This window comes from Bacillus sp. WC2507 (genome assembly GCF_052656125.1).
This window is the reverse complement of the sequence record NZ_JBQXPN010000001.1, coordinates 3,799,348-3,823,162: the sequence shown is the minus strand read 5'-3', so window position 1 is coordinate 3,823,162 and position 23,815 is coordinate 3,799,348. Positions and strand designations below refer to the sequence as shown.

Below are 23,815 nucleotides of genomic sequence, written 5' to 3'. Positions count from 1 at the left end.
AATGAGAATGGTAGATATTATTGCGAAAAAACGTGACGGCAAAGAATTAACGACTGAAGAAATCAAATTCTTTATTAATGGATATACAGACGGAAGTATTCCTGATTATCAAGTGAGTGCACTTGCAATGGCAATCTTCTTTAAAGATATGACAGATCGCGAACGTGCAGATTTAACGATGGCGATGGTGGAGTCTGGAGAAACGATCGACTTATCAGCAATTGAAGGAATTAAAGTAGACAAACATTCAACTGGTGGTGTTGGTGATACAACAACATTAGTATTAGGACCATTAGTGGCTGCTTTAGATGTACCAGTAGCAAAAATGTCTGGTCGTGGTTTAGGACATACGGGTGGAACAATTGATAAATTAGAAGCGGTAGAAGGATTCCACGTTGAAATTACGAAAGAGCAGTTTATTGATATTGTAAACCGTGACAAAGTAGCTGTTATTGGACAAACAGGAAACTTAACACCTGCAGATAAAAAGATTTATGCATTACGCGATGTAACAGGGACAGTAAACTCAATTCCTTTAATCGCAAGTTCAATTATGAGTAAAAAAATTGCAGCTGGTGCTGACGCAATCGTACTTGATGTAAAAACAGGTGCTGGCGCATTTATGAAAACAGAAGAAGATGCAAAAGAATTAGCACATGCAATGGTACGTATCGGAAATAATGTAGGACGTCAAACAATGGCTGTTATTTCAGATATGTCACAACCGCTTGGTTTTGCGATTGGTAACGCTCTAGAAGTGAAAGAAGCGATTGATACGTTAAAAGGTGAAGGTCCAGAAGATTTAACGGAATTAGTACTTGTATTAGGTAGCCAAATGGTCGTACTTGCGAAAAAAGCAAATACATTAGAAGAAGCTCGTGAAATGCTAATTGAAGTTATGAAAAACGGAAAAGCAACTGAGAAGTTTAAAGAGTTCTTAAGCAATCAAGGCGGAGATAGCTCAATTGTAGACAATCCAGAAAAAATGCCACAGGCGAAGTATGTAATTGATGTACCAGCAAAAGCTTCAGGTGTTATTTCTAACATTGTTGCAGATGAAATCGGTATCGCAGCTATGTTACTAGGTGCTGGCCGTGCGACAAAAGAAGATGAAATTGATTTAGCAGTAGGATTAATGTTACGTAAAAAAGTTGGCGATGCAGTAAAAGAAGGCGAGCCATTCGTAACAATCTATGCGAACCGTGAAAATGTAGAAGATGTAAAAGCTAAAATTTATGAGAACATTTCTATCGCCGAAACAGCAGTTGCTCCTAAATTAGTTCATACAGTTATTACTGACTAATCATAATTACGTTTACTTTGAGGAGGAAATAATATGAATAAGAAAAAATATATCGAAGAAGCAAATAAGATGTTATCAAAAGCATATATTCCGTATTCGAAATTTCCTGTTGGTGCAGCGTTAGTTACGAAAGAAGGTAAAATCTATACTGGTTGTAATATAGAAAATGCTTCTTACGGTTTATGTAACTGTGCAGAAAGAACAGCAATCTTTAAAGCAGTATCAGAAGGTGAGCGCGATTTTAGTTACTTAGTTATTACAGGCGAAACAGACGGACCGATTTCACCATGTGGTGCTTGTAGACAAGTGATTGCTGAATTCTGTGAACCGAAAATGCCAGTTTTACTAACGAATGTAAAAGGCGATGAAAAAGAAGTGACTGTTGAGCAATTACTTCCAGGTGCTTTCTCAATAGAAGATTTAAAATAAGTTGAAAAGCCATTCCGTAATGAAGTGACCCCTAAAAGTTAGGCACGGTTAGTTCATTAGGCAGCTTGATAAAAGTGAGTCCGGTATTGTACCGGACTCATTTTTAATTTTGCCTTTATCCGTTTGGTATTATAATAATCTATATATTTTTCTAATTCTATTTCGAAATGCTCTACACTTTCAAACTCTTTTATGTAGAGAAATTCAGACTTCATGATTCCAAAGAAATTCTCCATTACTGCGTTGTCGTAACAGTTGCCTTTACGAGACATACTTTGTACGATACCTCTTTCTTGTAATGCGTGACGGTACTGTTTCATTTGATAATGCCAACCTTGATCTGAATGCATCAATAGTTGGTGACTTTCAGGTAAACATTCTAATGCTGTCTCTAACATTTCTGAAACAAGTGAGTATGTTGGTCTAGAGCCAATTGTATAAGTAATGATTTCACCATTATACAAGTCCAATACAGGGGATACATAAAGTTTCTCACCGAATAATTTAAATTCCGTAATATCGGTTACCCATTTTTCATTTGGCGCATCTGCCGTAAAATTACGCTCTAAAATATGGGGTGCAATTTTACCAACCGTTCCTTTATAAGATTTATATTTTTTCATACGTACAAGGCATTTTAAACCTAACTCTTTCATAATTCGTTGCACCTTTTTATGATTCACTATTTGATTACGGTTGGCTAATTCATCACGAATACGACGATATCCATAACGACCTTCGTGTTCATCATAAATCGCTTTAATTTCTACTTTTAAATCCGCATCTGGATCGATTCTATCCATTTGTTTTACATAAAAGTAATATGTGCTTCGAGGGATACCCGCTAACTTTACTAATTCTTTCACTTGAAACTCATGCCTTAATTCATAGACTACTTGTGCCTTATCTTGTTTGGTGATTTTTCCTTGTTTTGAACTAAGGCATTCAACTTTTTTAAATACGCGTTTTCCATACGTAAGCGTTCTAATTCAGCTTGTAACGCTTCAACTGAACCTTCTGCCGGAATTTTTTTCGTATCCTGTTTTGTGTTTTTATTTTTCATGGATGGACGCCCCTTTTTCTTTGGTTCAAGGGCATCTAAGCCACCTAATTCAAATTGCTTCTTCCATTGATAAACCGTTATAAAAGAAGGAATCATGAATATAGCCGCTGTATCCATTAACGATATACCCGATTGAGCCATAAAATTTAGTACGTTTAGTTTAAACTCTACGGTGTAATTTGTATAGACCTCGTGTAAACCTTCTTCTCCATGGAGTTCGTATAAGCGCAACCAGTATTGAAATTGCGCCTTTGTAATATGCATCTGTTTTGCATATTCTGCTTGAGAAATTGTTTTTGGATTAAATCCTTGAACGAGCTTTAACCTTGAATCCTTCGTAAATTTTGTCATAAAAAAACTGCACCTCCAATTGTTAGACTGTGTCTAACAATTGGAGTGCAGTTCATAATTATTAATTGTGGAATGGCTTTTTTATTTTCAAAAGTTGAATGTAATATTTTGTTCATATTCCGTTCATAAACTTTCCGTAAAATGATTTCAGCGAATATGGAAAGTTTACAACAGGGGGAATAAAATGAAGAAATTATATAATGCAGCATTCATTTACTTAATTATCGGTTTATTATCAGGAGTATTTGCAAGAGAGTATTCGAAAGCACAAGGAATTAAAGGATCCACAATGTTGCAATTAGTGCATACACACGTATTAGTGCTCGGCTTCGTCTTCTTTTTAATTGCTTTAGCTTTATGTAAAGTATTTCATGTCCATGAAACAAAGAGTTTTCATGCATGGTTTGTTGTTTATAATGTAGGAGTAATTTTTACTGTCGCTACAATGCTATGGAGAGGGCTTCTACAAGTAAATGGAACTGACTTTAATGGTTTAAGCCATATGGCTGGATTAGGTCATGTTATTATAAGTATCGGGCTCGTTTGGTTTATGATTTTGCTTAAAAAGTCTTTTAAATAGATAGGAGTGGATAGTATGATAGCACTTTTATCAAGTATTGTAGCAGTTTGTATGGCTGTTGGTATCATGTTTCTTCGCTTTAAAGCAGCGAAAAAACCGGTAACGAAAAAGAAAATTATATTACCGCCAATTTTTATGAGTACTGGTGCAATGATGTACTTCTTACCGGAGTTTCGATTAACATCGTTAGAAATAGTAGAGGCGATTAGTATAGGACTTATTTTCTCTATATTTCTTATTAAAACAACTAAGTTTGAAATAAGAAACGAACATATATATATGAAACCGTCAAAAGCATTCATAGTTATTTTAGTAGGCTTATTGGCTGTACGAGTAGCGTTAAAATCGTATTTAAGTCAATCAATTGATTTAGCAGAGTTAAGCGGAATGTTTTTCTTACTTGCATTTGCAATGATTGTATCGTGGAGAATTGCGATGTATCGCTCGTTTACTAAATTAGAAAAGACAATAAAAAGAGCTGGAATTTCTAAATAGGAATTCCGGCTCTTTTTATGTTTTATACGATTGTTTTTTTAGCTTTGATTTCATTTGCTTAATTTTAAACGTATTTGAGCATCTTGTAATGCGGCTGGTGTAACGTTAAGACCATGTTGATCAACAATTTTTGTGTTTAATAAAATGGAATCTAAACTTCCACGAAATGTTTTTGTATAGTTTTGACGCAACATTTGTTGTTCTTGTTTTTCATCAACTGTTAATCCAGATGCTTTTTCTTTTTTTGATAATTCGTTAATACGGAATAAAATGTTTTTCATTTTGTTCACCTCTTACTTTAAATTAAATTAGTTACTTACTAATTTATAGTTATTTTAACTTTTTTATATGAATATGTCAAGAAGGGTAAAAGAAAAGTAGACACCCGTATTACAGTAAGTAGGTGTCTACAAGGAAAATATAAACCTTAGCTTAATCCATGTAAGTGACTAACAAGTTCTGATGTTTTAGAGAAGAATGGAGAATGATCAGCTTCCAAAGTAATTATTTTCGTGCAAGGAGTTTCTGTATTCATTCGGCGCTGAAAATCAATGGGAATCGCTCTATCTAGAGTCGTTTCGATATAAATACGATCTATAGTTCCGAAGTTCTCTGCAGATATTTTTATCTCTTGCTGGAATGGACCTAGTGGTTGAGGACGCATTTGTTTGAAAGAAGATTCTTTCATAGCTGCATTTTCTGTAGCATTTAAAAATGTTTGTTCAGTCAACTCTGGTATAAGTTCTGCAGTCATGTCATTCTCATTAATTGAGAATTGTGGACCAGCTTCACCATCTAACTTACTGCCAAGGCTTTCTCCGTTTTGAGGTAAGAATGCACAAAGATATACTAATTTATCGATTTTATTTGGTATAAGTTCAGCAGTTTGAGTAATTACAATTCCACCCATACTATGTCCAACAAGAATGACCTTTTCATTTTGTTGTTTTATAGCATCAGATACTGCAGTAACATAGGAATCTAACGTTACATTTTGGGAGGGAGTCATATCTTTACCACTTCCAGGTAAGTCTAGTGTAACAACTGTATGTCCGAAAGCCTCTAGTTGAGGTTTTACTAATTCCCAGGCCCATTCACCTTGCCATGCTCCATGTACTAAAACGTAAGTACTCATTTAATCAACACTCCTCTAATGTTTATATGCTTTATTTTTTCGTAATATTGATGATGTATAATTAGTGTATATGAAGTAGTTTGATAAATATAATGAAGGTTATTTATAGATGATATAAATATCTTTTATATAAGGAGAACAGCATGAACGTTTTTGATTTTGAAGTTTTTAAATATGTGGCGCGTTTGAACAGTATTAGTTTAACGGCGAAAGAATTACATATGACACAGCCTGCTATAACGCATATCATTAACAAATTAGAGAAGAGATATGCGTTAACTTTATTCGATCGATCTAGACAAGGAACAGTTTTAACTGAAAATGGAAAAGAATTTTTAGTTTGTGTAGATCGACTTCTAATGGAGTATGAAAATCTTGAAGAAACAGCTTTACAATTGAAAAATAAAAGCTTGTATAAGATTGTACTAGCTACATATCCTTCCGTTACTGTATATTGTTTGGCAGAGTGTATCGAATTAGGTAATTTTGATCAAAGTCAGTATGTACTTGCAGTTCGAGAGGGAAGTTATCAAGAAGTGTTAGATTGGTTGTCTTCTGGAAGTGCAGATTTTTCTATTTCTATAAAAGAAAACTTAATTCCAGGATTTCATTATGATGTCATTGGTGAAGATCCGTATGTTATAGTTTCTTCAAAGTCTGTTCCACCTAACCTTACTAGTAAAGAATTGAAAAATTATCCTTTTATTATGCCGCTTTCTGGTTGCAAAGAAGTGCTTGAACCATATTTGATGAAAAATGAAATAGTAGTTAATAAAGTGATGGAATCAGAAACAATTAGTTCAGCATTAGCACTTGCTTTACAAGTTAACGGTATAACAATTGTTCCAGTATCAGGACTACATAAGCAAATTATTCATGACTTCATCGTGCAACCGATAGAAATTAAAATTCCAAGGCAACTAATTATGCAATGGTCACCTAAAAAAGAGAATGATCCGCTGTTTCTAGCATTTATTAAAAATTTACTAAATCAACTACAACAAAAGAAAAAATGATACAAAAGGTAAGCTCATTTCACTGAAGCTTACCTTTTGTATGTATTACCAATATAGAGCAGTATCATAAATTCCGATTAAAATAAGGAGAACACCAGTTATACTTTGAATGTTTTTTCCTATTTTTCGACTCTTTTTAAGTAGTGCCCCATTTAATCCAAGGTAGGAGATGATGAACAGTAATATAACGATAGGGAGAGCGGTTCCTATCGAAAAGAATGTCGGAAACAAGTAACCATAATTATATGAGAAAGATAAAGGGATTAACGTTCCGAAAAATAGAACGAACATAGTCGGACAGAAAGCTAAGGAAAAGAAGAATCCAAGTAAAAATGAGCCAACTTCATTTTGTTTTCTTATAAATTTGATCGAGAAGAAATTTCTGCTCTTTATAATACCTGCCAACATTAGCCCCATTAAAATTAATAAAGGTCCGATCATTTTCCTTAACCACGGGAAATACAAAGTTAATATTTGCTGAATCTCTTTTCCTAAGACCCATACTAATAGTCCAAGCGTTGTAAAAGCTATTATTTTTCCTGAAATGAATAACAATATATGTTTCCATGCATGTCCCTTTTGTAAAGATTGATTGCCATAAAGTGTAATAGCACTAATGTTTCCTGTTAATTGGCAAGGAGCAAGGGTACCTACTACGCCTAATAAAAACGCAAATAAAAGAGGTACTGATTTCGTAGCATTCGCGACATCCATTAAAGGAGACATGAGTTGATAGCTCCATTCACTAATTGTTGAAAACACGTTATATTCACCTTTCTAATTAAATTGGAATGCTCCCTCTTTAGTAATCTGCTTCCACGTTTTACCCTCATCTGTAGAAAGGAACACATTTGCTTTCAGTGTAGCAAATACTATTTCAGCTGAATTTTGAGGGTTTTGTGATATGTACATAATTGCATCTTTAGCATCTAAAGATGGAGTTTGTATATTTGTCTCTTCATTTGTAGCAATTGATTTCTTCGTTATGATTTGTTTATTGATAGGGGCGTAAATAACATCTTCATTACTTAATGTAACTGCTGTCGATTCAAGTGATGTAGATAATAGTTCAAATGTATTTCCGTAATCTGTAGATAAGTAAACACCGTCTTTAGCACTTACCGCGACTACACTAGCTTGATCCGGATGTACGGAAAAGGAATGAATCGTACTCGAAAGACCTTTTAACTTACTATTTTTCCAATCTTGTCCGTTGTTTGTACTGAAATAAAAACCTTGTTGTAATTTAGAATTTGGACGCTCATTGTATAAATAAATTGCTTCCGTATTGTATCCGACAGCAAGGTTATGAAAATCAGATTCTCCATAAAATGCTAGCTTTTCAAGGGTATTACCGCCATCAGAGCTTTTCATTAACCCTAAAGGATTTTTTAAATTTGCTCCTGGTGCAGGATGACCGCTGGCAAAGAACCCATTCTTCGTTGCCTGAAATCCCATATAATCATGTAGCTCAGTCTTAGTTTCAAACCATTTTCCATTTTGATAAACTTTTATACCACTATGAGTTGCGATAGAAATACCCGGCATATTTCCTGCATAGCCAATTCCGTGAATGTGCGCGATTTTTCCGGATGTAATTTCTTTATAGAAGTTGGATGGTACTGCAGTTGCAGTTTCTTTATTTTTCGGTTGAGATTGAACCGTTTCTTTTTTCACTGGTGCTGTTTCGGCGTTGCTAGAACATCCTGAAATTATGAATAAAGAAGTAATTGCTAATCCTTTTGCCACATAATGCTTCAAATTTGTAGGCTCCTTTCCTATATATGAGATTTTAAGTATATGGAATAAATGTCAAGAAATTGTGGAGTGTTATGCATAATTAAGCTTGAAAGGGGCCCTAATAATGAAAATTTTCCTTTCTCTATGAGTACTATTAATTGACGAAAAATTATAACAATAATAGAATGAATTGTATTGGATAATTAGATTTACAAGCATACATAGAACGCTAGGGGGATTATTATGAAATCAACATTTTTTGCTCAAAATAGAGAACGATTAGTAAACACATTACCAGATGAATCTATTACTATTTTATTTGCTGGACAAGCACCTCACATGTCAGCGGATGCACATTATAAATTTGTGCCAAATCGAAATTTTTACTATGTAACAGGAATCGATGAACCGAATGTTATTTTCATGTTGAAGAAGTTTGGAAATAGTGTTGAAGAAACACTTTTCATTGAAAAGTCAGATCCAGTAATGGAAAAATGGGTCGGTAAAACAGTTTCTAACGAGGAAGCAGAGAAAATTTCAGGTATAAAGAAAGTTGTATATTTAGATAGCTTTGAAAAGACAATGTCAAATATACTTTTTACAGAAAATGTGAAGCATCTATATTTAGATTTAGAGCGTCGTGAGTGGAATGGGATGGAGACAAAAACGCTAGCGTTTGCTAAACATGTAAGAGAACAGTATCCACACGTTTTAATTGGTAATGTATATCCGAATATTTGTGAATTACGAGTGTTTAAAACAGAAGAAGAAATTGAAATCATTAAAGAGGCAATTGCTGTAACGAAAGAGGGTATTTACAACGTACTTAAGCATGCAAAAGCAGACATGATGGAGTATGAATTAGAGGCTCAGTTTGATTTCACACTGAAATCATCTGGCATTAAGCATCATGCGTTCAATACAATTTTGGCAAGTGGGAAAAATGCTACAGTTCTTCATTATGAAGATAATGATGCACAAATTCAAAATGGTGATTTAGTATTACTAGATTTAGGCGCTCAAAAAGACTACTATAACGCTGATATTAGTTATACATTCCCGGCAAATGGAACATTCTCTAGTCGCCAAAAACAAATGTATAATATTGTATTAAAAGCATTGAAAGAAACAACGAAACTCATTAAGCCAGGAGTAAAATTTGCTGCATTAAATGAGCATACAAAAAAGGTACTAGCAGAAGAGTGTAAAGAAATTGGTTTAATTCAAGAAGACGAGGAACTATCTAAATACTATTATCATGGTGTTAGCCATTTCCTTGGTTTAGATACGCATGATGTAGGAACATATAAAGAGAGAGTATTAGAAGAAGGCATGGTTATTACAATTGAACCTGGTCTTTATATTGAAGAAGAATCAATCGGCATTCGTATTGAAGATGATATTCTTGTAACGAAAGACGGACATGAAAACTTGTCAAAAGATATCATTAGAGAAGTTGAAGAGATTGAAGCGTTTATGAGTAAACATAATGTAAATGTAAAAGAAGATGAAGTTGTTACGAAATAATCATTAGTAGAGGCGCTCAATTTTGGGCGTCTTTTTATTTAGCTCATTGCACATCTCCATATTTTCTTGAAAATCATTTTTTATAATGATTTTGAAAAAGAAAAAGGAGGGGTTTTCTATGAAGCGATTTGTATTAACAGCAGTTACAGTCTCTATCATATCTTTAATTGCTGCATGTTCTGCGACCACAAATACAACAAATGAACATAAAAATATGAGCGACAAAAAAACACCACAGACTGAAACAGCTACAAAACCATTGAAGGTTGAAAAAGGACCAGAAGTTACTTTAATAGCGAAAGAAGAAAAGCAAAAATTAAGTAACGGTGTTATTGTTCCAGTCTGGACATTTAATGGCTCATCTCCAGGTCCAGAAATTCGGGTAAAAAAAGGCGAAAAGGTGAAAGTAACATTGAAAAATGAATTATCTGCACCAGTATCTATTCATTGGCATGGATATCCTGTCCCAAATCACATGGATGGAATTCCAGGCGTGACGCAAGATGCGGTTGAACCAGAGAAAAGTTTCACCTACGAATTTGAAGCGAACGTACCAGGAACGTATTGGTATCACTCACATCAAGATTCTGTAAATCAATTAGATAGAGGATTATATGGTTCTCTCGTTGTAGAAGATACAAATGAAAAGTATGATAAAGATTACACATTAATGTTAGATGAATGGATAACAGATAAAGAAGAGATTAATAAACAGTTAAAAGAAATGACAAAAGGGCAAAAAGGTAATAAATCTAAGGATAATGAAAATACGAAAAAGAATGATGATATGAACGGCATGGATCATTCTGGTATGGACATAAAGAGTGATAAAAAAGACTCTAGTAATATGGGAGGAATGGACCATGGAAATATGAAGATGGAAGGTCATGATATGAGTATGTATGACTTATTCACAATCAATGGTAAAAGTGAGGATTTAGTAGAGCCATTAAAAGTGAATAAGGGAGATAAAGTTCGTCTTCGACTCGTTAATGCTGGTTATCTATCACATGATATACATGTTCATGGTCATGATATAAAAGTAATTGCGACAGATGGTCAACCAATTAACGATCCAATAGTTATAAAGGATCAAGTAATTTCAATTGCACCAGGTGAACGTTATGATGTTGAATTTACTGCTAACAATCTTGGGAAATGGTATGTTGAAGACCACTCAGCAAATAAAGGTGCAAAAGGAATGAAAGCTGTTATTGAATATGATGGCAGCAAAGAGATGAAAGATAAAGCAAACGAAAAAGAAAAATTACCGAAATTAGATATGACGAAATATGGTGCTAAAAAATTAGGTAGTTTCACGTTAGAGCAGCAGTATACTGCCACATATAATATGGACTTGAATACGCAAATGAATGGAAATGAAATGGTATATACAATTAACGGAAAGGTATTTCCGGACATTGACCCGATTCCAGTAAAAAAGGGTGATTTAGTAAAAGTAAAATTAGTAAATCGTTCTAAAATGGACGATCATCCAATGCATTTACATGGTCACTTCTTCCAGGTGTTGAGTAAAGATGGAAAACCGATAGAAGGTTCTCCAATTGTGAAAGATACTTTGAACCTAAAACCAGGTGAAGAATATGAAGTAGCCTTTGCAGCAGACAATCCGGGTGATTGGATGTTCCACTGTCATGATTTACACCATGCTTCCGCGGGGATGGTAACAGAAGTGAAATATACAGATTATAAATCTGACTATGTTCCCAACCCAAACATTCCTAATAAGCCAGAATAATATGAAGCAGTTACCCTTTGGATAGCTGCTTATTCATTTTCGGTGCAAGAGTCAATGTATATGTTGATCATGCCCGGGTGAAGGTGAAGGAGTATGATCGGGGAATGTTATGAATACCGAAACAATGATTACCACGCTAATTGAAAGCAATAACAAAAAACGCCGCTGAATAAAAGTAGAAAAGGTTTCTGATAAAAGTTGAATTATACATGACATAGTTATTGTTATAGTAAGTAAAAGACTAATGAACAGTATACTATGAGCTTGTTGAGCGTTTAACATTTCTGTAATCATTGCTCCCATCATACTTGCCATTAATCCAGAGAACATTCCTTCTAAAGCAGTGTACAGGTGAAAACGTAGACCGATAAAAAAGCCAATAAATCCACTAATTAAAATAGCAAGCAAAGTAGAATATAATAATTCTCCTTTAAAGAGTATACCTAAATAAAAACCTATGCTTAAACCGATACACATACTAAAAGACATAATAAATACCATATACTCCATTAGGGTACCCTTACGTTTAGAAATGTATGATGTAATAAGAATCGAGATACAACAAAGTGTTAAGGCGGTTAATGTATAAGTAAACATTATGATACCTCCCTGTCCTATTATTCATTTCATCATATGTTCATATGGAGAGTACTTATGCGTATTTAAATCTGCATATTATCTGCACAATTTCATGAATGTAAGCAAGTGGACGCTTGATTTTTCAGGGCGTCTTTTTTGATTGTAAGCATGAGAAAGAAATTGTTATATAGTGAGTTTCTATTGTGAAGCAATAAAGAATAAGCGTATAATATTATAGTTATCCCATTACCCGGGGTAACCCGCGAATGATAAATAAGATTGTTCTTTTATCATCGCCTCTAAACAGATAGACAACGAAAGTAACACTGGAATACAGATAGGGAGTTATAAAATGAAATTAATTATTGCCGAGAAACCAGATCAAGGTTTGGCTCTTGTTTCACAGTTTAAATATCGCAGGAAAGATGGATATTTAGAAGTAGAAGCGAATGAGTTATTTCCAAATGGAGCGTACTGTACATGGGCAATTGGTCATTTGACGCAGTTATGTAATCCAGAACATTATCATGCAGAGTGGAAAAAATGGTCACTTAATACGTTACCGATGATTCCTGAACGATTTCAATTTGAAGTAACAAAGTCGAAGTATAAACAGTTTAACATTGTGAAACAGCTGTTACATAATCCGGGGGTAACAGAAATTATTCATGCGGGCGATGCTGGGCGTGAAGGGGAATTAATTGTACGAAACATTATTAATCTTTGTAATGTACAAAAGCCGATGAAGCGCTTATGGATTTCGTCTTTAACGAAGCAAGCTATTTATCAAGGATTTAAAAACTTGCTTGACGAATCAGATACAATCAATACGTACTATGAGGCGTATACAAGGTCATGTGCGGATTGGGTCGTTGGTATGAATGCATCACGTGTGTTTAGTATTTTGTTAAAGAAAAAAGGAATGAATGATGTATTTTCAGCTGGTCGTGTACAAACACCGACACTCGCGTTAATCGTAAAGCGTGAAAAGGAAATAGAAAACTTTAAGTCAGAGCCGTTCTGGGAAGTGTTCGCAACCTTTAATATAGAAGGAAAGAAGTATGAGGGGAAATGGGAGAAGGATAGTGAATCCCGCTTAAAAGACCCTGATATGGCAAATAAAATTGCGGCGTTTTGCCAAGGGAAACCGGCTGTTGTAAAGGAAATGAAAACGGAGCGTAAAGAGTTTCAGCCGCCGTTTTTATTTAATTTATCAGCATTGCAAGCGACTGCTAATAAAGCTTTTAAATTTTCACCGAAAAAGACACTTGATATAACACAAGCACTATATCAAAAAGGGATAGTTTCTTATCCGCGTTCGGATTCTAACTATGTTACACAAGGAGAAGCAGCGACGTTCCCTGATATTTTACAGAAATTAAGTCAGTTTGATGAATATAAAGGTTTATTGCCAGCACCAATTGAATCGATTATGAACAACAAGCGCTATGTGAATGAAAAGAAAGTTACAGATCACTATGCAATTATACCGACAGAGCAAGTTACAAATCCAAGCAAACTATCAGGTGATGAAAAGAAAATTTACGACATGATCGTAAGAAGACTGATTGCGGCACATTATGAAGTAGCAATCTTTGACTACACAACGATTACAACGCTTGTAGACGAACGTGCTGAATTCATTTCGAAAGGAAAACAGCAAATTCAAGAAGGATGGCGTAAAGTTATTTTCCAAGATGATAAAGATGATGAAACAATTCTTCCAATTGTAGCTGAAGGTGAACAAGGGAAAGTTGTAAAGGTAAAAGTGAAAGAAGGAAAAACACAGCCACCGAAGCGTTATACTGAAGGACAACTTATTACGTTAATGAAAACGGCCGGTAAGTATTTAGAGAATGAAGAGTTAGAGAAAGTATTAAAGAAAACAGAAGGTTTAGGTACTGAGGCAACGCGTGCAGGTATTATTACGATGCTGAAAGACCGTAAATATATAGATGTGCAGAAGAACCAAGTGTACGCAACCGATAAAGGAAAAGTATTAATTACCGCAATCGGAGACAAAATACTAGCTTCACCAGAAATGACAGCGAAATGGGAGCAGCGCCTTGCGGAAATTGGTGAAGGTACCGCTTCTCCCGCTACATTTATGGAACAAACGAAAAAGCTATCAGCTAAAATTATTGAAGATGCAGTGGAAATGTCTGAGAAATGGGATTTCACTGGACTACATGTTGAATCGATTGAACGAAAAGGATCGAAATTTACAACAGGTAAAAAGGTTGGTAGCTGTAAAAAATGTGATGGCGATGTGATTGATAAGTCAACGTTTTACGGTTGTTCTAATTACAACACGACACAATGTGATTTTACCATCTCGAAGAAAATATTAAGCAAAACAATTTCGCAAAAGAATATGACAAAGCTTTTAAAAGGTGAGAAGACCGATTTAATTAAAGGCTTTAAAAAGGGCGAGAAAACATTTGATGCGAAGTTAGAGTGGAAAGATAATAAGATTAATTTTGTGTTTGAGAATTAAGTGGCTTTAGCAAATACAAGGTTTTGTAAAAGGTTAGATTTAAAAAATATGGATAGAAAAGAGAGAGCATGACAACTTTATGTCATGCTTTTTTATTTTGTAATTACAGGATTTTGTGTGCTAACAATAAAAAATATTTGAAAAGATAGTATTAAATAGGATGTTTATAGTATCTTTATCATTTCTTTTATATAAAGGAAAAATAAGCAATTAAGAGCACAACTGAAAGTATTTTATACTGATGTATGTGAAAATATGCAATAAAAATATTATCTAAAATAATAAAATTTTATTGTAAAACGATAAAATTTATATTAAAATCAAAAACAGAGTAAATAAGTGTGGTGCTTTTTATAGAAAAGGTAACAACGTTATTTTTAAAATTAGAGGAGGTATAAATATGGACATTAACAATGTGATTATTGAAAATATGGATAACCCTCATGAGTTGGAGAGAATGTATAGAAAAGATCCGAAATCTTTTAAAAAGTCATTCTCACAAGCATGGGCCCAAAACCCTGATTCTCAGGTTCTAGGTGCTTGGTATGAAAGGTTGCATTTCAAGGAGACGGCAAATAAAGAAAAAAAATCGTTGTTTCAAAAAGGTTTCTTATTCATGGGCATGCTAGCTATTCTAGCTGGGCTAAGTACCAGAATCATTTTCCACTTTGTCGAGCAGGAAGCAATCGCTCCAATTAACCTAGCTTTTGGTGTAATTCCTTTTATTGCTGCTTATTTTATTTACAATAATACGCCGAAAAAAAGTATTATTTATTTCCTTGCAGCGTTGTTCTTAATTGCCGGGTTGTATCTTAATATGTTGCCATTAAATTATAAAGACAGCAGTATCCTTGCGTATTTACATCTTCCTATATTGTTATGGGTCTTAGTAGGACTTGCGTTTACGGGAAATGAATATTCAAAAGGCAGTACAAGATTAGCTTATATTAAATTTAATTTAGAATATTGTCTTCTCTACGCGAGCATGGCAGTGAGTGGAATGATACTAGCAGTATTCACTATGCGATTATTTAGCTTTGTTGACTTGGATATAGGAGAATTCTATTTTAGTAATGTTGTTTTATTTGGAGCTGCCGCTCTCGCTGTAGTGGCTGCATATTTAGTATCAATGAATCTTAAACTTGCTAAAAATATTACACCATACATATCTAAAATTTTTAGTCCGCTCGTCCTGATCACATTGTTGATCTATCTTATAACGGTTATATGGGTTGGGAAAAATCCGTTCTTGGACCGCAATTTCCTAATGGCCTTCAACGGAATACTCCTTGGTGTATTGGCTGTTACTATATTTTCTATCGTTGAGAGTGACTCAGACGAGAAAAAGAACATTTCAGATTATATAAATTGTGCCCTAATTGTTTTGGCGCTTATTATTGACACTGTGGCATTATCAGCTATCGTATTCAGACTTTCTTCTTACGGTATTACACCTAATAGACTTGCTGTTTTAGGCGTAAACATACTGATTTGGGCAAATCTCATTTGGATTATGTTTTCCTATATGCGTTTTCTACAAAACAAATCAGGACCGAGAGCTATCCAAGATGCCGTCACGAAGTATTTGCCAATCTACGGACTTTGGGCAGCTTTCGTTATATTTACGTTTCCTTTAATTTTTAATTAGAAAGGCTTTATTAACGTAACGACAAAATTGTTAAAAGAGGATGATAGATGTCATCTTCTTTTAACTGTATAGAAAAACATATTGAAATTATTTTGATGTAAAATATAATGAATTTAGATAATTAAATAAGAAACTTCTTATTAAGAGAGGTGGAGGGACTGGCCCTTCGAAGCCTCAGCAACCTAATGTTAAATAAAGGTGCTAAATCCTGTAGGGTCTAAAAGTCCTAATAGATAAGAAAATGGGTATAAGTAAACCTTCTTCTTATTTTGAAGAAGGTTTTTTGTCATATAAATGGAGAATTAGAAAGGTGGTGATACAGAAGCGAAAGAATTAAAGAAAATATAGAAGAAGAAACCGGAGGGCGTAGTGAATAATCAAGTTGGAAGTTTAAAAGAGGATAGCACTAGTGATAGTATTTGGAGCAATAAAGTTTTTTCGTATTTTTTCTTAGCAAGTTGTATTTCTTTGATAGGCAATTCAATGGTTACGCTCGTTTTACCGTTATGGGTAATGAAATTAACGAATTCTCCAATACTTGTTTCTGGGGTAAACATTGCAATAGCAACGACGGCAATTCTGTTTGCACCTGTAACAGGAACGTTAGCAGATCGAATGTCGCGAAGAAAGCTTATGATAATTGCGGATGTTATGAGATGTATCGTTATGATTTTAATTGCAGTTATAGCATTTTACAATAAAATGCTATACATTCCGTTACTACTTTTACTTATTATACGTTCGATGGGGAGTGCCTTATTTACACCAGCTTCAAATGCAGCATTAGTAACATATGTGGAAGAAAAGCATGTTCAACAGGCGATTACACTGAGGCAAATATCAATACAAATCATATCGGTTGCCATTCCTTTAATGGCGAGTTTTTTAATTAGTATTTTTAGTTTTCATGGAGTATTTGTATTAGATTCACTCACATTCTTTATATCTTTTTTAATTTTAATGAACATCAAATTTCCACGTGAGTTGAAAATAGAAAAGAAAAAGCCTTTTTACGAAGACTTTAAAGAGGGCTTCTCCATATTTAATAGTAATCAATCATTGAAAACATTGCTTATGAGCGCTGTGGTTATTAATTTACTTGGAGCGGCGTGTATGCTTTCACTACAAGTAATAGTTGTTAGAGAAATGGACCTTTCTACGGGATGGTATAGTATAGTTTTTGCGGCATCACCGATAGGGATTTTAATAGGAGCATTTATTACTAAAAAGATTCGTACATATAAAACGATTACGACTGCTTTTATATGTACTGCTATTATGGGGATTTTTAATGCTGCAATGGGTACGACGTTAAATCCGGTATTATTTTCAGTTTATTATTTTTTATCAGGAATTGCATTTGGAGTGAGTAATGTATATTTTGGAGTACTGTATAGAAAATTAATTCCAAATGAAGTGCAAGGGAGATTTTTTGGTTTTTTAAATTCATTATTATTGGTATCAACTCCAGTTGGAATTGCAATAACAGGGTATTCATTAGAGTCAATTTCAGCTTCTATTCTATTTATTATAATTGGTATTATTACGTTTTTAGTTTCAGTTATTTCGTTTGTGATGATAAATAAGAAATAAGTGTTGTATGAAATTTTTCAAAAACAAAAAACGTCCCATAACAGGACGTTTTTTATTATGTATATTGTTGTTTTCTCTTAATAAGCAACAACACTTGTGAAACACAAGCAAGTACTGGCAGTTCAATCAACGGTCCAATAACTAACGCGAGAGCGATAAGAGGTTCGTCTGGAAAAGCGGTCACAGCAATAGCGAGTGCAACAGGTGAGTTTCTTGCTAAAGTTGTTAAGTTTAGACTTACTGTATCTTTATAAGATAAACGCATCATGCGTCCGATAAATTGTCCGAGTACAAAATTAATGATGAAGAACAATAGAACAGGAATGAGTAATAATAAAACGACTTTCATATTTTGTAGTAAATATTTTCCTTGTGATGCAAACATCGCTACTATTGCTAAACTTAAAAATACAATTTGGGCAGAGCTGAAAAACGGAATGAGTTTATTCTCGAGTGTTTCAGCTTTTTTCATTTTATTCATAATGAATTTTGTAGCGTGTGCAAGTAAAAATGGTAAGACGATTACGATAACAATACTTTCTACTAAAACAGAAACTGCTACAGTCTTCATAACACCAGCAAATAAAAATAAATAAATGGGAAGGAGTAGTACTTGCAAAATTAAATTTACCGGTAAAATCGCTGTAGAAAGTGCTACATTACCTTTCGCTATTTCAGTAAAGATTAAGTACCAATCTGTACATGGAGTAACCATTAACATAATAAATCCAACCCAAAGTGCTGGATGATCGGAAAGAAATAGTGCTCCTAATCCCCAAGCGAGGAGAGGTGTCCATACAAAATTAATAGTAAGGCTCGTTCCAGCAAATTTTAAATTACGAAATCCATTTTTTATTTCTTTTAAAGGGATGCTGAGGAATAATCCATATAGCATGAAAAATAAGAAGGGAACAATAAATTTGTCTGAATACATATGTATGACATTAAATTGTCCAAGTATGATGCCGCATGTAACAGCAAAAAGAATAATAAAAGTTTGAATCTTTTCTATAGTGCTCATGAATAAATCCTTTCTAAATATGAATTTTCCTCTCTAAGTTTATTATACAAGTAATAAAGTCGTATTTGGTGTTCAATTGTATTTTAGTTAATATTTTTAATTCGAGATTTAAATTAATATTAAAAGTTACTTGACTAAAGTAAGTGGCTATATTACAATCACTTACATAAGGTAATTAAATAACAAAAAGTTTTGATTAGCTTTATTTAAGGTATCAATTGGAACTTTTTATTAGAATAAGAATTTTTATGATGATGAATAATGAATATGATAAGAAAGTTTAGGTGAAGAAAGTGGGATTATTTAGCTCGTTATTTGGTAAAAAAGAAGAAAATACAAAAGTAGAGGGGAATAAAAAAATGTCAAAAGTATTATTTGTAAAAGCAAACGATCGTCCAGCGGAGCAAGCAGTTAGTTCAAAAATGTATGAAACATTTGTAAGTACTTATAAAGAAGCAAATCCGAATACAGAAATTACAGAGTTAGATTTATTTGCATTAGATCTTCCTTATTACGGAAATATTGCTATTTCAGGTGGATACAAACGTAGCCAAGGTATGGAGTTAACAGCTGAAGAAGAGAAGGCAGTTGCTACAGTAGATCAATATTTAAATCAGTTTTTAGAAGCGGATAAAGTTGTATTTGCGTTCCCATTATGGAACTTTACAGTACCAGCACCATTAATCACATATATTTCATACTTATCTCAAGCTGGAAAAACGTTTAAATATACAGCTAATGGTCCAGAAGGTTTAGTTGGTGGTAAGAAAGTAGTTGTGTTAGGTGCTCGTGGTTCAGATTACTCTTCAGAACAAATGGCTCCAATGGAAATGGCAGTTAATTACGTAACAACTGTACTTGGATTCTGGGGGATTACAAATCCAGAGACGGTTGTAATTGAAGGACACAATCAATATCCAGATCGCTCACAACAAATTGTTGAAGAAGGTTTAGAAAACGTTAAAAAAGTAGCTGCGAAATTTTAATTTATGATAGTAAATGGAAAAACCAACATGGATGACCATGTTGGTTTTTTAGTCTATTTTCTATGTTAAAAAATGTATATTTATAAAATAAAAGAAAAGTTTGAAAATAGTATTGCAAAATATTATATAGCAAACTATAATGAGTTCAAGAATAGTTGATACTTAAATTAAATATTCAGAAAATTCAATTAGTTAAAATTGGAAAATGAGATAAGGAAATTTGAATGGAGGTTATATTATGACGAATAAAGTACCGTTTTCGTTCATAGTAGTTATTGGTTTAATGTTATTTGCACTATTTTTTGGAGCAGGAAATTTAATTTTCCCGGCAATGCTTGGTCAATCGGCAGGAGAAAATGTATGGATTGCTAACGCTGGATTTTTAGTAACTGGTGTTGGATTACCATTACTAGGTGTACTAGCATTTGGTTTTTCAGGTAAAGATGATTTACAGTCATTAGCAAGTCGTGCTCACCCAGTGTTCGGGATTGTGTTTACAACAGTTTTATACTTAGCGATCGGTCCGTTATTTGCAATACCGAGAACAGGAAATGTATCTTATGAAATTGGTCTTAAGCCGTTTATGCCAGAGGGAGTAGGTTCTACACCTTTAATTCTTTTCACAATTATATTCTTTAGCATCACTTGTTTTTTTTCGCTAAATCCTGCGAAAATTGTCGATATTGTTGGAAAAATCTTAACGCCAATTAAGTTAACTTTCATCGGTATTTTAGTAATCGTTGCTTTTATACATCCGATTGGAGATATGCAAGCACCGGTAGAAGCTTATACATCACATGCATTCTTTAAAGGATTCCAAGAAGGATACTTAACAATGGACACGCTCGCATCATTCGTATTCGGAATCATCATCATTAATGCAATTAAAGAAAAAGGTGCGAAAACGAAAACACAAATTATGGTCGTTTGTGCAAAAGCGACAATCATTGCAGCATCTATTTTAGCAATTATCTATACAGCTCTTTCTTATATGGGTGCTTCAAGTGTTGCGAAGCTTGGACATTTAGAGAACGGTGGAGAAGTATTAGCGAAAGTTTCTAACTACTATTTTGGATCATATGGCGGAGTATTATTAGGATTAATGATTACAGTAGCGTGTTTAACAACTAGTGTGGGACTTGTATCAGCATGTTCTTCATTCTTCCATAAGTTATTCCCAAATGTTCCTTACAAAGCAATTGCAATCACGCTATGTGTATTTAGTGCAATTGTTGCAAACGTAGGATTAACACAATTAATTGCAGTTTCTGTTCCAGTATTAACAGCAATTTATCCACTAGCAATCGTATTGATTTTCTTAACATTCTTCCATTCATTATTCAAAGGACGAGCTGAAGTTTATCAAGTGAGTTTAATCGTAACATTTATCATCAGCTTATTTGATGGATTAAGTGCAGCTGGAGTTAACATTGAAGTAGTGGGCCAAGTATTCACTAAAATCCTACCGATGCAGGAAGTAGGATTGGGCTGGATCTTCCCAGCGATTATCGGTAGTTTTATCGGATATGGCATTAGCGTTTTAAAAGCAAAAAATCAAGTTCAACCAGCAGCAAATACAAATAAGAAAATTGGTTAAATAAAAAAGTTATAGAATTTTTGATTCTATAACTTTTTTTGTTACTATTAATAATGAGAAAAAATAAAGTAGTAGGGGAAATAAAATGAAAAAAACAATTGATCATATCGGCATCGCAGTTCGAGATATAGATAGTACGATACGTTTTTATGAAAAGGTGTTGTTAGGCACTTTAATAGATCGTTACGTAAGTGAAGCACCTGGTGTTGAAAGCGAAGTAGCCATTCTTGAAGTGGATGGAGATAGAATCGAATTACTTGCACCGACAAATAACACCACTTCACCAATTGCCCGATTTATAAAACAAAAAGGTAAGGGTGTTCATCACGTTGCGTATCGTGTCGATGATTTAGATGTAGCTTTAGAAGAGTTAAAAGAACAAGGTATTCGAACGTTAGAGCATACACTTCGAATTAATAAACACGGCAGAAGATTAATATATCTTAACCCAGCGGATACAGAGGGAACAATCATTGAATATTGTGATTATCCGGAAGAGAAGTAAAGAGACTTTATTATTGAAGAAGGGTATTACGTAATAACGTAATACCTTTTTTATTTATGTATTTCACACTTTCTTCACAAATGATTCACGATAACTTTTCTTCTTCAAGAACTTACATAAATATATTTTATGATATAATAACAATCGACTTTAAAAATGTAAGTTGTATCCGTGAAGGTAGTTACTATTATATTAGAAGTTTAGAGGTGAGAGAGAAATAAAGAGTTATACTGTATAGAAGTTTATATTTAATCAGGTTAATATTTCTTCAAGTAATCGACTTGAGAAGTAGATGTAATGAAAATAGAGCAATGAGGAAGAAAGAAGTGAAATGAGTGTGAAAGTAATGAGAAGGTTAGGGGCATGGTTATTAATTGCATGCGTGCTTATTATATTGATGCCGAAAAGTGCATCTGCTCATGCGTACATTGTGAAATCAAATCCTGCTGAAAATGAAACGTTGAAGAAAGCACCAGCTGTTGTAAAAATTGAATTCGATGAGGATATACAAGTTTCACATTTTAATACATTGTTTGTAAGAGATACCTCAGGTACAAGAGTAGATTTAAAAGATGCTCATATTGATAAAAGAAATAAAAAACTATTAGAAGCTGGATTAAAAGATAATCTCAAAAACGGTCTCTACTCTATTCAGTGGAAAGTGATTTCTGCTGATGGGCATCCCATTCAAGGAGTTATTCCGTTCCGCATTGGGGCAGTAGAAGCTGGAACAGAAGATATACAAGTAGAAGAGATGGGTTATGTCCCGCAAATTGATATGATTATGGAACGTGGAATTCTATATACAAGTTTCTCACTATTTATAGGAGTGCTATTCTTTAACCTTATTATATATAAAGGAAATGCAACCTCGGTTCGATCAAGGAGTAAGAACATAATATGGATCTCCTTATTTGGGATATTTATTAGCTTGTTATTCAATTTACCATTGCAAGCGAAAATAAATGCTGATGTTTCATGGCTAGAAGCATTCGATCCTTTACTATTAAAAGAAACATTACAGCTTTCTGTTTTTAGTTACGTATGGCTCACTCAAATGACTCTTATTAGTTTGCTTATAATCGTTACGTATTTTGCGATGAAGCGTGAGAAGTTGTCGTCGTTTAAGGTATGGAGCATTCCAATAGTATTGTTTATCGGGATACTTGTTATGAAAGCCTTTAATAGTCATGCATATGGTTTAAAGTTTAAAGAAATTGCTGTCGTTATGGATTTTCTACATTTATTTGCAGCTTCATTATGGATGGGCGGTCTATCATCCATTATTCTTCTTTTACATAAAGAGGAAGACAAGTGGAATATGTATTGGGATATGATTAAGCGTTTTTCACCTTGGGCAACAGGTGCTGTCATCGTGATTTTAATAACAGGTCTTTTTAACAGTACATTTTTTATTCCAACAATCCACTCGTTATTTGATACGAAGTATGGATTAGCTTTATTAGCAAAGATAATTTTATTCATTTTCATGGGGATATTGGGAATTATTCATTATGTGAAAGGAAAAATGAGAGCGGAGCAAGGATTAGGCGCTACGGTGAAAGTAGAGTTTATCATTGGAATTATCATTTTCGTAATCGTAGCTTTTATGACAAACGTACAAACACCACCGATGCCTCCTACTGGACCTTTTACAGAGAGTAAACAATTAGATAATGGATATGAACTTACGCTAAATGTAAGTCCTAATAAAGTAGGGCAAAATATATTCCATATTACTTTAAAGGATGAGAACGGACAACCTGTTACTGATATGGAGCAAATTATATTAACGACTCAATCGTTAGATATGAATATGGGAAAAGGATCATTTAAAGTTTCGGCAGTTTCACCGGGAGAATATGAAGCGGAAGGTATGTATATTAACATGACAGGCAACTGGAATATACAGGTACATGGATTAACAAAATCACTTGATAGCTTCGATACTGATTATAAATTTATTGTAGGTGGCAGATAAAGTGAAACTT

Annotated in this window: 21 protein-coding genes and 1 riboswitch; of the genes, 14 read left to right on the top strand and 7 right to left on the bottom strand. The window is 33.8% G+C overall.

The window, feature by feature from the left end:
* Position 1 precedes the first annotated feature (1 nt).
* Positions 2–1,303: a pyrimidine-nucleoside phosphorylase gene (locus ACUN28_RS20205; RefSeq protein ID WP_002108542.1), complete on the top strand. Its 1,302-nt coding sequence runs from the start codon at positions 2–4 to the stop codon at positions 1,301–1,303.
* 33 nt (positions 1,304–1,336) lie between these two features.
* On the top strand, positions 1,337–1,732 hold the full coding sequence (locus ACUN28_RS20200) for a cytidine deaminase (RefSeq protein ID WP_016088363.1): 396 nt from the start codon (positions 1,337–1,339) through the stop codon (positions 1,730–1,732).
* 56 nt (positions 1,733–1,788) lie between these two features.
* Here ACUN28_RS20200 and ACUN28_RS20195 read toward each other — a convergent pair.
* Positions 1,789–3,146, bottom strand: a protein-coding gene (locus ACUN28_RS20195; RefSeq protein WP_445423412.1) for an IS3 family transposase whose coding sequence is annotated in 2 segments (ribosomal slippage) — positions 1,789–2,690 and positions 2,690–3,146 — 1,359 coding nt in all. Because the reading frame shifts where the segments join, the coding sequence is not laid out codon by codon here.
* Positions 3,147–3,330: 184 nt separating this feature from the next.
* On the opposite strand from ACUN28_RS20195, the gene ACUN28_RS20190 reads away from it, so the two are divergent.
* Positions 3,331–3,726, top strand: coding sequence for a DUF2871 domain-containing protein (locus ACUN28_RS20190; RefSeq protein WP_016088360.1), 396 nt, complete (start codon positions 3,331–3,333; stop codon positions 3,724–3,726).
* A 15-nt stretch (positions 3,727–3,741) separates the two neighbouring features.
* Entirely contained in the window at positions 3,742–4,221 is a 480-nt protein-coding gene (locus tag ACUN28_RS20185; RefSeq protein WP_016088359.1) for a CcdC family protein, read from the top strand.
* 50 nt (positions 4,222–4,271) lie between these two features.
* Here the strand turns inward: ACUN28_RS20185 and ACUN28_RS20180 are convergent, their stop codons facing one another.
* Together ACUN28_RS20180 and ACUN28_RS20175 are read right to left on the bottom strand one after the other, a co-directional pair.
* Positions 4,272–4,502, bottom strand: a complete 231-nt coding sequence (locus ACUN28_RS20180) for a DUF896 domain-containing protein (RefSeq protein WP_000789775.1) — start codon at positions 4,500–4,502, stop codon at positions 4,272–4,274.
* A gap of 146 nt (positions 4,503–4,648) precedes the next feature.
* Positions 4,649–5,356 (bottom strand): alpha/beta fold hydrolase, encoded by a 708-nt coding sequence (locus ACUN28_RS20175; protein WP_098405496.1) that lies wholly within the window; start codon positions 5,354–5,356, stop codon positions 4,649–4,651.
* A 143-nt stretch (positions 5,357–5,499) separates the two neighbouring features.
* Between ACUN28_RS20175 and ACUN28_RS20170 the strand changes: the two genes are divergently transcribed.
* Positions 5,500–6,372, top strand: coding sequence for a LysR family transcriptional regulator (locus ACUN28_RS20170; RefSeq protein WP_016088357.1), 873 nt, complete (start codon positions 5,500–5,502; stop codon positions 6,370–6,372).
* Positions 6,373–6,417: 45 nt separating this feature from the next.
* On the opposite strand, the gene ACUN28_RS20165 is transcribed toward ACUN28_RS20170, so the two are convergent.
* Together ACUN28_RS20165 and ACUN28_RS20160 are read right to left on the bottom strand one after the other, a co-directional pair.
* Complete coding sequence (locus ACUN28_RS20165; protein WP_223267291.1) at positions 6,418–7,134, bottom strand: urease accessory protein UreH domain-containing protein; 717 nt, start codon at positions 7,132–7,134, stop codon at positions 6,418–6,420.
* 15 nt (positions 7,135–7,149) lie between these two features.
* Positions 7,150–8,133, bottom strand: coding sequence for a F510_1955 family glycosylhydrolase (locus ACUN28_RS20160; protein WP_016088355.1), 984 nt, complete (start codon positions 8,131–8,133; stop codon positions 7,150–7,152).
* Positions 8,134–8,355: 222 nt separating this feature from the next.
* Between ACUN28_RS20160 and ACUN28_RS20155 the strand changes: the two genes are divergently transcribed.
* Together ACUN28_RS20155 and ACUN28_RS20150 are read left to right on the top strand one after the other, a co-directional pair.
* Complete coding sequence (locus tag ACUN28_RS20155) at positions 8,356–9,639, top strand: aminopeptidase P family protein (RefSeq protein WP_016088354.1); 1,284 nt, start codon at positions 8,356–8,358, stop codon at positions 9,637–9,639.
* A 118-nt stretch (positions 9,640–9,757) separates the two neighbouring features.
* Positions 9,758–11,398, top strand: coding sequence for a multicopper oxidase family protein (locus tag ACUN28_RS20150; protein ID WP_016088353.1), 1,641 nt, complete (start codon positions 9,758–9,760; stop codon positions 11,396–11,398).
* 51 nt (positions 11,399–11,449) lie between these two features.
* On the opposite strand, the gene ACUN28_RS20145 is transcribed toward ACUN28_RS20150, so the two are convergent.
* Entirely contained in the window at positions 11,450–11,995 is a 546-nt protein-coding gene (locus ACUN28_RS20145) for a hypothetical protein (RefSeq protein WP_016088352.1), read from the bottom strand.
* A 334-nt stretch (positions 11,996–12,329) separates the two neighbouring features.
* On the opposite strand from ACUN28_RS20145, the gene topB reads away from it, so the two are divergent.
* The 3 genes from topB to ACUN28_RS20130 all read left to right on the top strand — a co-directional run bounded on the left by topB (position 12,330) and on the right by ACUN28_RS20130 (position 17,715).
* Positions 12,330–14,474, top strand: coding sequence for a DNA topoisomerase III (topB, locus tag ACUN28_RS20140; protein WP_016088351.1), 2,145 nt, complete (start codon positions 12,330–12,332; stop codon positions 14,472–14,474).
* A 400-nt stretch (positions 14,475–14,874) separates the two neighbouring features.
* The gene (locus ACUN28_RS20135) at positions 14,875–16,122 is read left to right on the top strand and encodes a DUF4153 domain-containing protein (RefSeq protein WP_016088350.1); all 1,248 of its coding nucleotides are present in this window, start codon (positions 14,875–14,877) and stop codon (positions 16,120–16,122) included.
* Between the two features lie 134 nt (positions 16,123–16,256).
* A riboswitch (SAM riboswitch) is annotated at positions 16,257–16,362 on the top strand.
* A 129-nt stretch (positions 16,363–16,491) separates the two neighbouring features.
* Complete coding sequence (locus ACUN28_RS20130) at positions 16,492–17,715, top strand: MFS transporter (RefSeq protein WP_016088349.1); 1,224 nt, start codon at positions 16,492–16,494, stop codon at positions 17,713–17,715.
* Positions 17,716–17,770: 55 nt separating this feature from the next.
* Here the strand turns inward: ACUN28_RS20130 and ACUN28_RS20125 are convergent, their stop codons facing one another.
* Positions 17,771–18,736, bottom strand: coding sequence for an arsenic resistance protein (locus tag ACUN28_RS20125; protein ID WP_016088348.1), 966 nt, complete (start codon positions 18,734–18,736; stop codon positions 17,771–17,773).
* A gap of 293 nt (positions 18,737–19,029) precedes the next feature.
* Here ACUN28_RS20125 and ACUN28_RS20120 point away from each other — a divergent pair, with 293 nt between their 5' ends.
* From ACUN28_RS20120 to ACUN28_RS20105, 4 genes are all read left to right on the top strand, one after another.
* Positions 19,030–19,722 carry an FMN-dependent NADH-azoreductase gene (locus ACUN28_RS20120; protein ID WP_016088347.1) on the top strand — a complete coding sequence of 231 codons (693 nt, stop codon included), beginning with the start codon at positions 19,030–19,032 and terminating at the stop codon, positions 19,720–19,722.
* A 238-nt stretch (positions 19,723–19,960) separates the two neighbouring features.
* Complete coding sequence (gene brnQ, locus ACUN28_RS20115) at positions 19,961–21,319, top strand: branched-chain amino acid transport system II carrier protein (RefSeq protein WP_016088346.1); 1,359 nt, start codon at positions 19,961–19,963, stop codon at positions 21,317–21,319.
* 85 nt (positions 21,320–21,404) lie between these two features.
* Positions 21,405–21,824: a VOC family protein gene (locus ACUN28_RS20110; protein ID WP_000750833.1), complete on the top strand. Its 420-nt coding sequence runs from the start codon at positions 21,405–21,407 to the stop codon at positions 21,822–21,824.
* A 331-nt stretch (positions 21,825–22,155) separates the two neighbouring features.
* On the top strand, positions 22,156–23,805 hold the full coding sequence (locus ACUN28_RS20105; RefSeq protein ID WP_016134174.1) for a copper resistance CopC/CopD family protein: 1,650 nt from the start codon (positions 22,156–22,158) through the stop codon (positions 23,803–23,805).
* Positions 23,806–23,815 lie beyond the last annotated feature (10 nt).

Excerpts from the sequence above, each read along its gene's own strand:
- ACUN28_RS20205 (WP_002108542.1), top strand. The coding sequence starts at position 2 with ATGAGAATGGTAGATATTATTGCGAAAAAACGTGACGGCAAAGAATTA.
- ACUN28_RS20200 (WP_016088363.1), top strand. The coding sequence starts at position 1,337 with ATGAATAAGAAAAAATATATCGAAGAAGCAAATAAGATGTTATCAAAA.
- ACUN28_RS20190 (WP_016088360.1), top strand. The coding sequence starts at position 3,331 with ATGAAGAAATTATATAATGCAGCATTCATTTACTTAATTATCGGTTTA.
- ACUN28_RS20185 (WP_016088359.1), top strand. The coding sequence starts at position 3,742 with ATGATAGCACTTTTATCAAGTATTGTAGCAGTTTGTATGGCTGTTGGT.
- ACUN28_RS20180 (WP_000789775.1), bottom strand. The coding sequence starts at position 4,502 with ATGAAAAACATTTTATTCCGTATTAACGAATTATCAAAAAAAGAAAAA.
- ACUN28_RS20175 (WP_098405496.1), bottom strand. The coding sequence starts at position 5,356 with ATGAGTACTTACGTTTTAGTACATGGAGCATGGCAAGGTGAATGGGCC.
- ACUN28_RS20170 (WP_016088357.1), top strand. The coding sequence starts at position 5,500 with ATGAACGTTTTTGATTTTGAAGTTTTTAAATATGTGGCGCGTTTGAAC.
- ACUN28_RS20155 (WP_016088354.1), top strand. The coding sequence starts at position 8,356 with ATGAAATCAACATTTTTTGCTCAAAATAGAGAACGATTAGTAAACACA.
- ACUN28_RS20150 (WP_016088353.1), top strand. The coding sequence starts at position 9,758 with ATGAAGCGATTTGTATTAACAGCAGTTACAGTCTCTATCATATCTTTA.
- ACUN28_RS20145 (WP_016088352.1), bottom strand. The coding sequence starts at position 11,995 with ATGTTTACTTATACATTAACCGCCTTAACACTTTGTTGTATCTCGATT.
- topB (WP_016088351.1), top strand. The coding sequence starts at position 12,330 with ATGAAATTAATTATTGCCGAGAAACCAGATCAAGGTTTGGCTCTTGTT.
- ACUN28_RS20135 (WP_016088350.1), top strand. The coding sequence starts at position 14,875 with ATGGACATTAACAATGTGATTATTGAAAATATGGATAACCCTCATGAG.
- ACUN28_RS20125 (WP_016088348.1), bottom strand. The coding sequence starts at position 18,736 with ATGAGCACTATAGAAAAGATTCAAACTTTTATTATTCTTTTTGCTGTT.
- brnQ (WP_016088346.1), top strand. The coding sequence starts at position 19,961 with ATGACGAATAAAGTACCGTTTTCGTTCATAGTAGTTATTGGTTTAATG.
- ACUN28_RS20110 (WP_000750833.1), top strand. The coding sequence starts at position 21,405 with ATGAAAAAAACAATTGATCATATCGGCATCGCAGTTCGAGATATAGAT.
- ACUN28_RS20105 (WP_016134174.1), top strand. The coding sequence starts at position 22,156 with ATGAGTGTGAAAGTAATGAGAAGGTTAGGGGCATGGTTATTAATTGCA.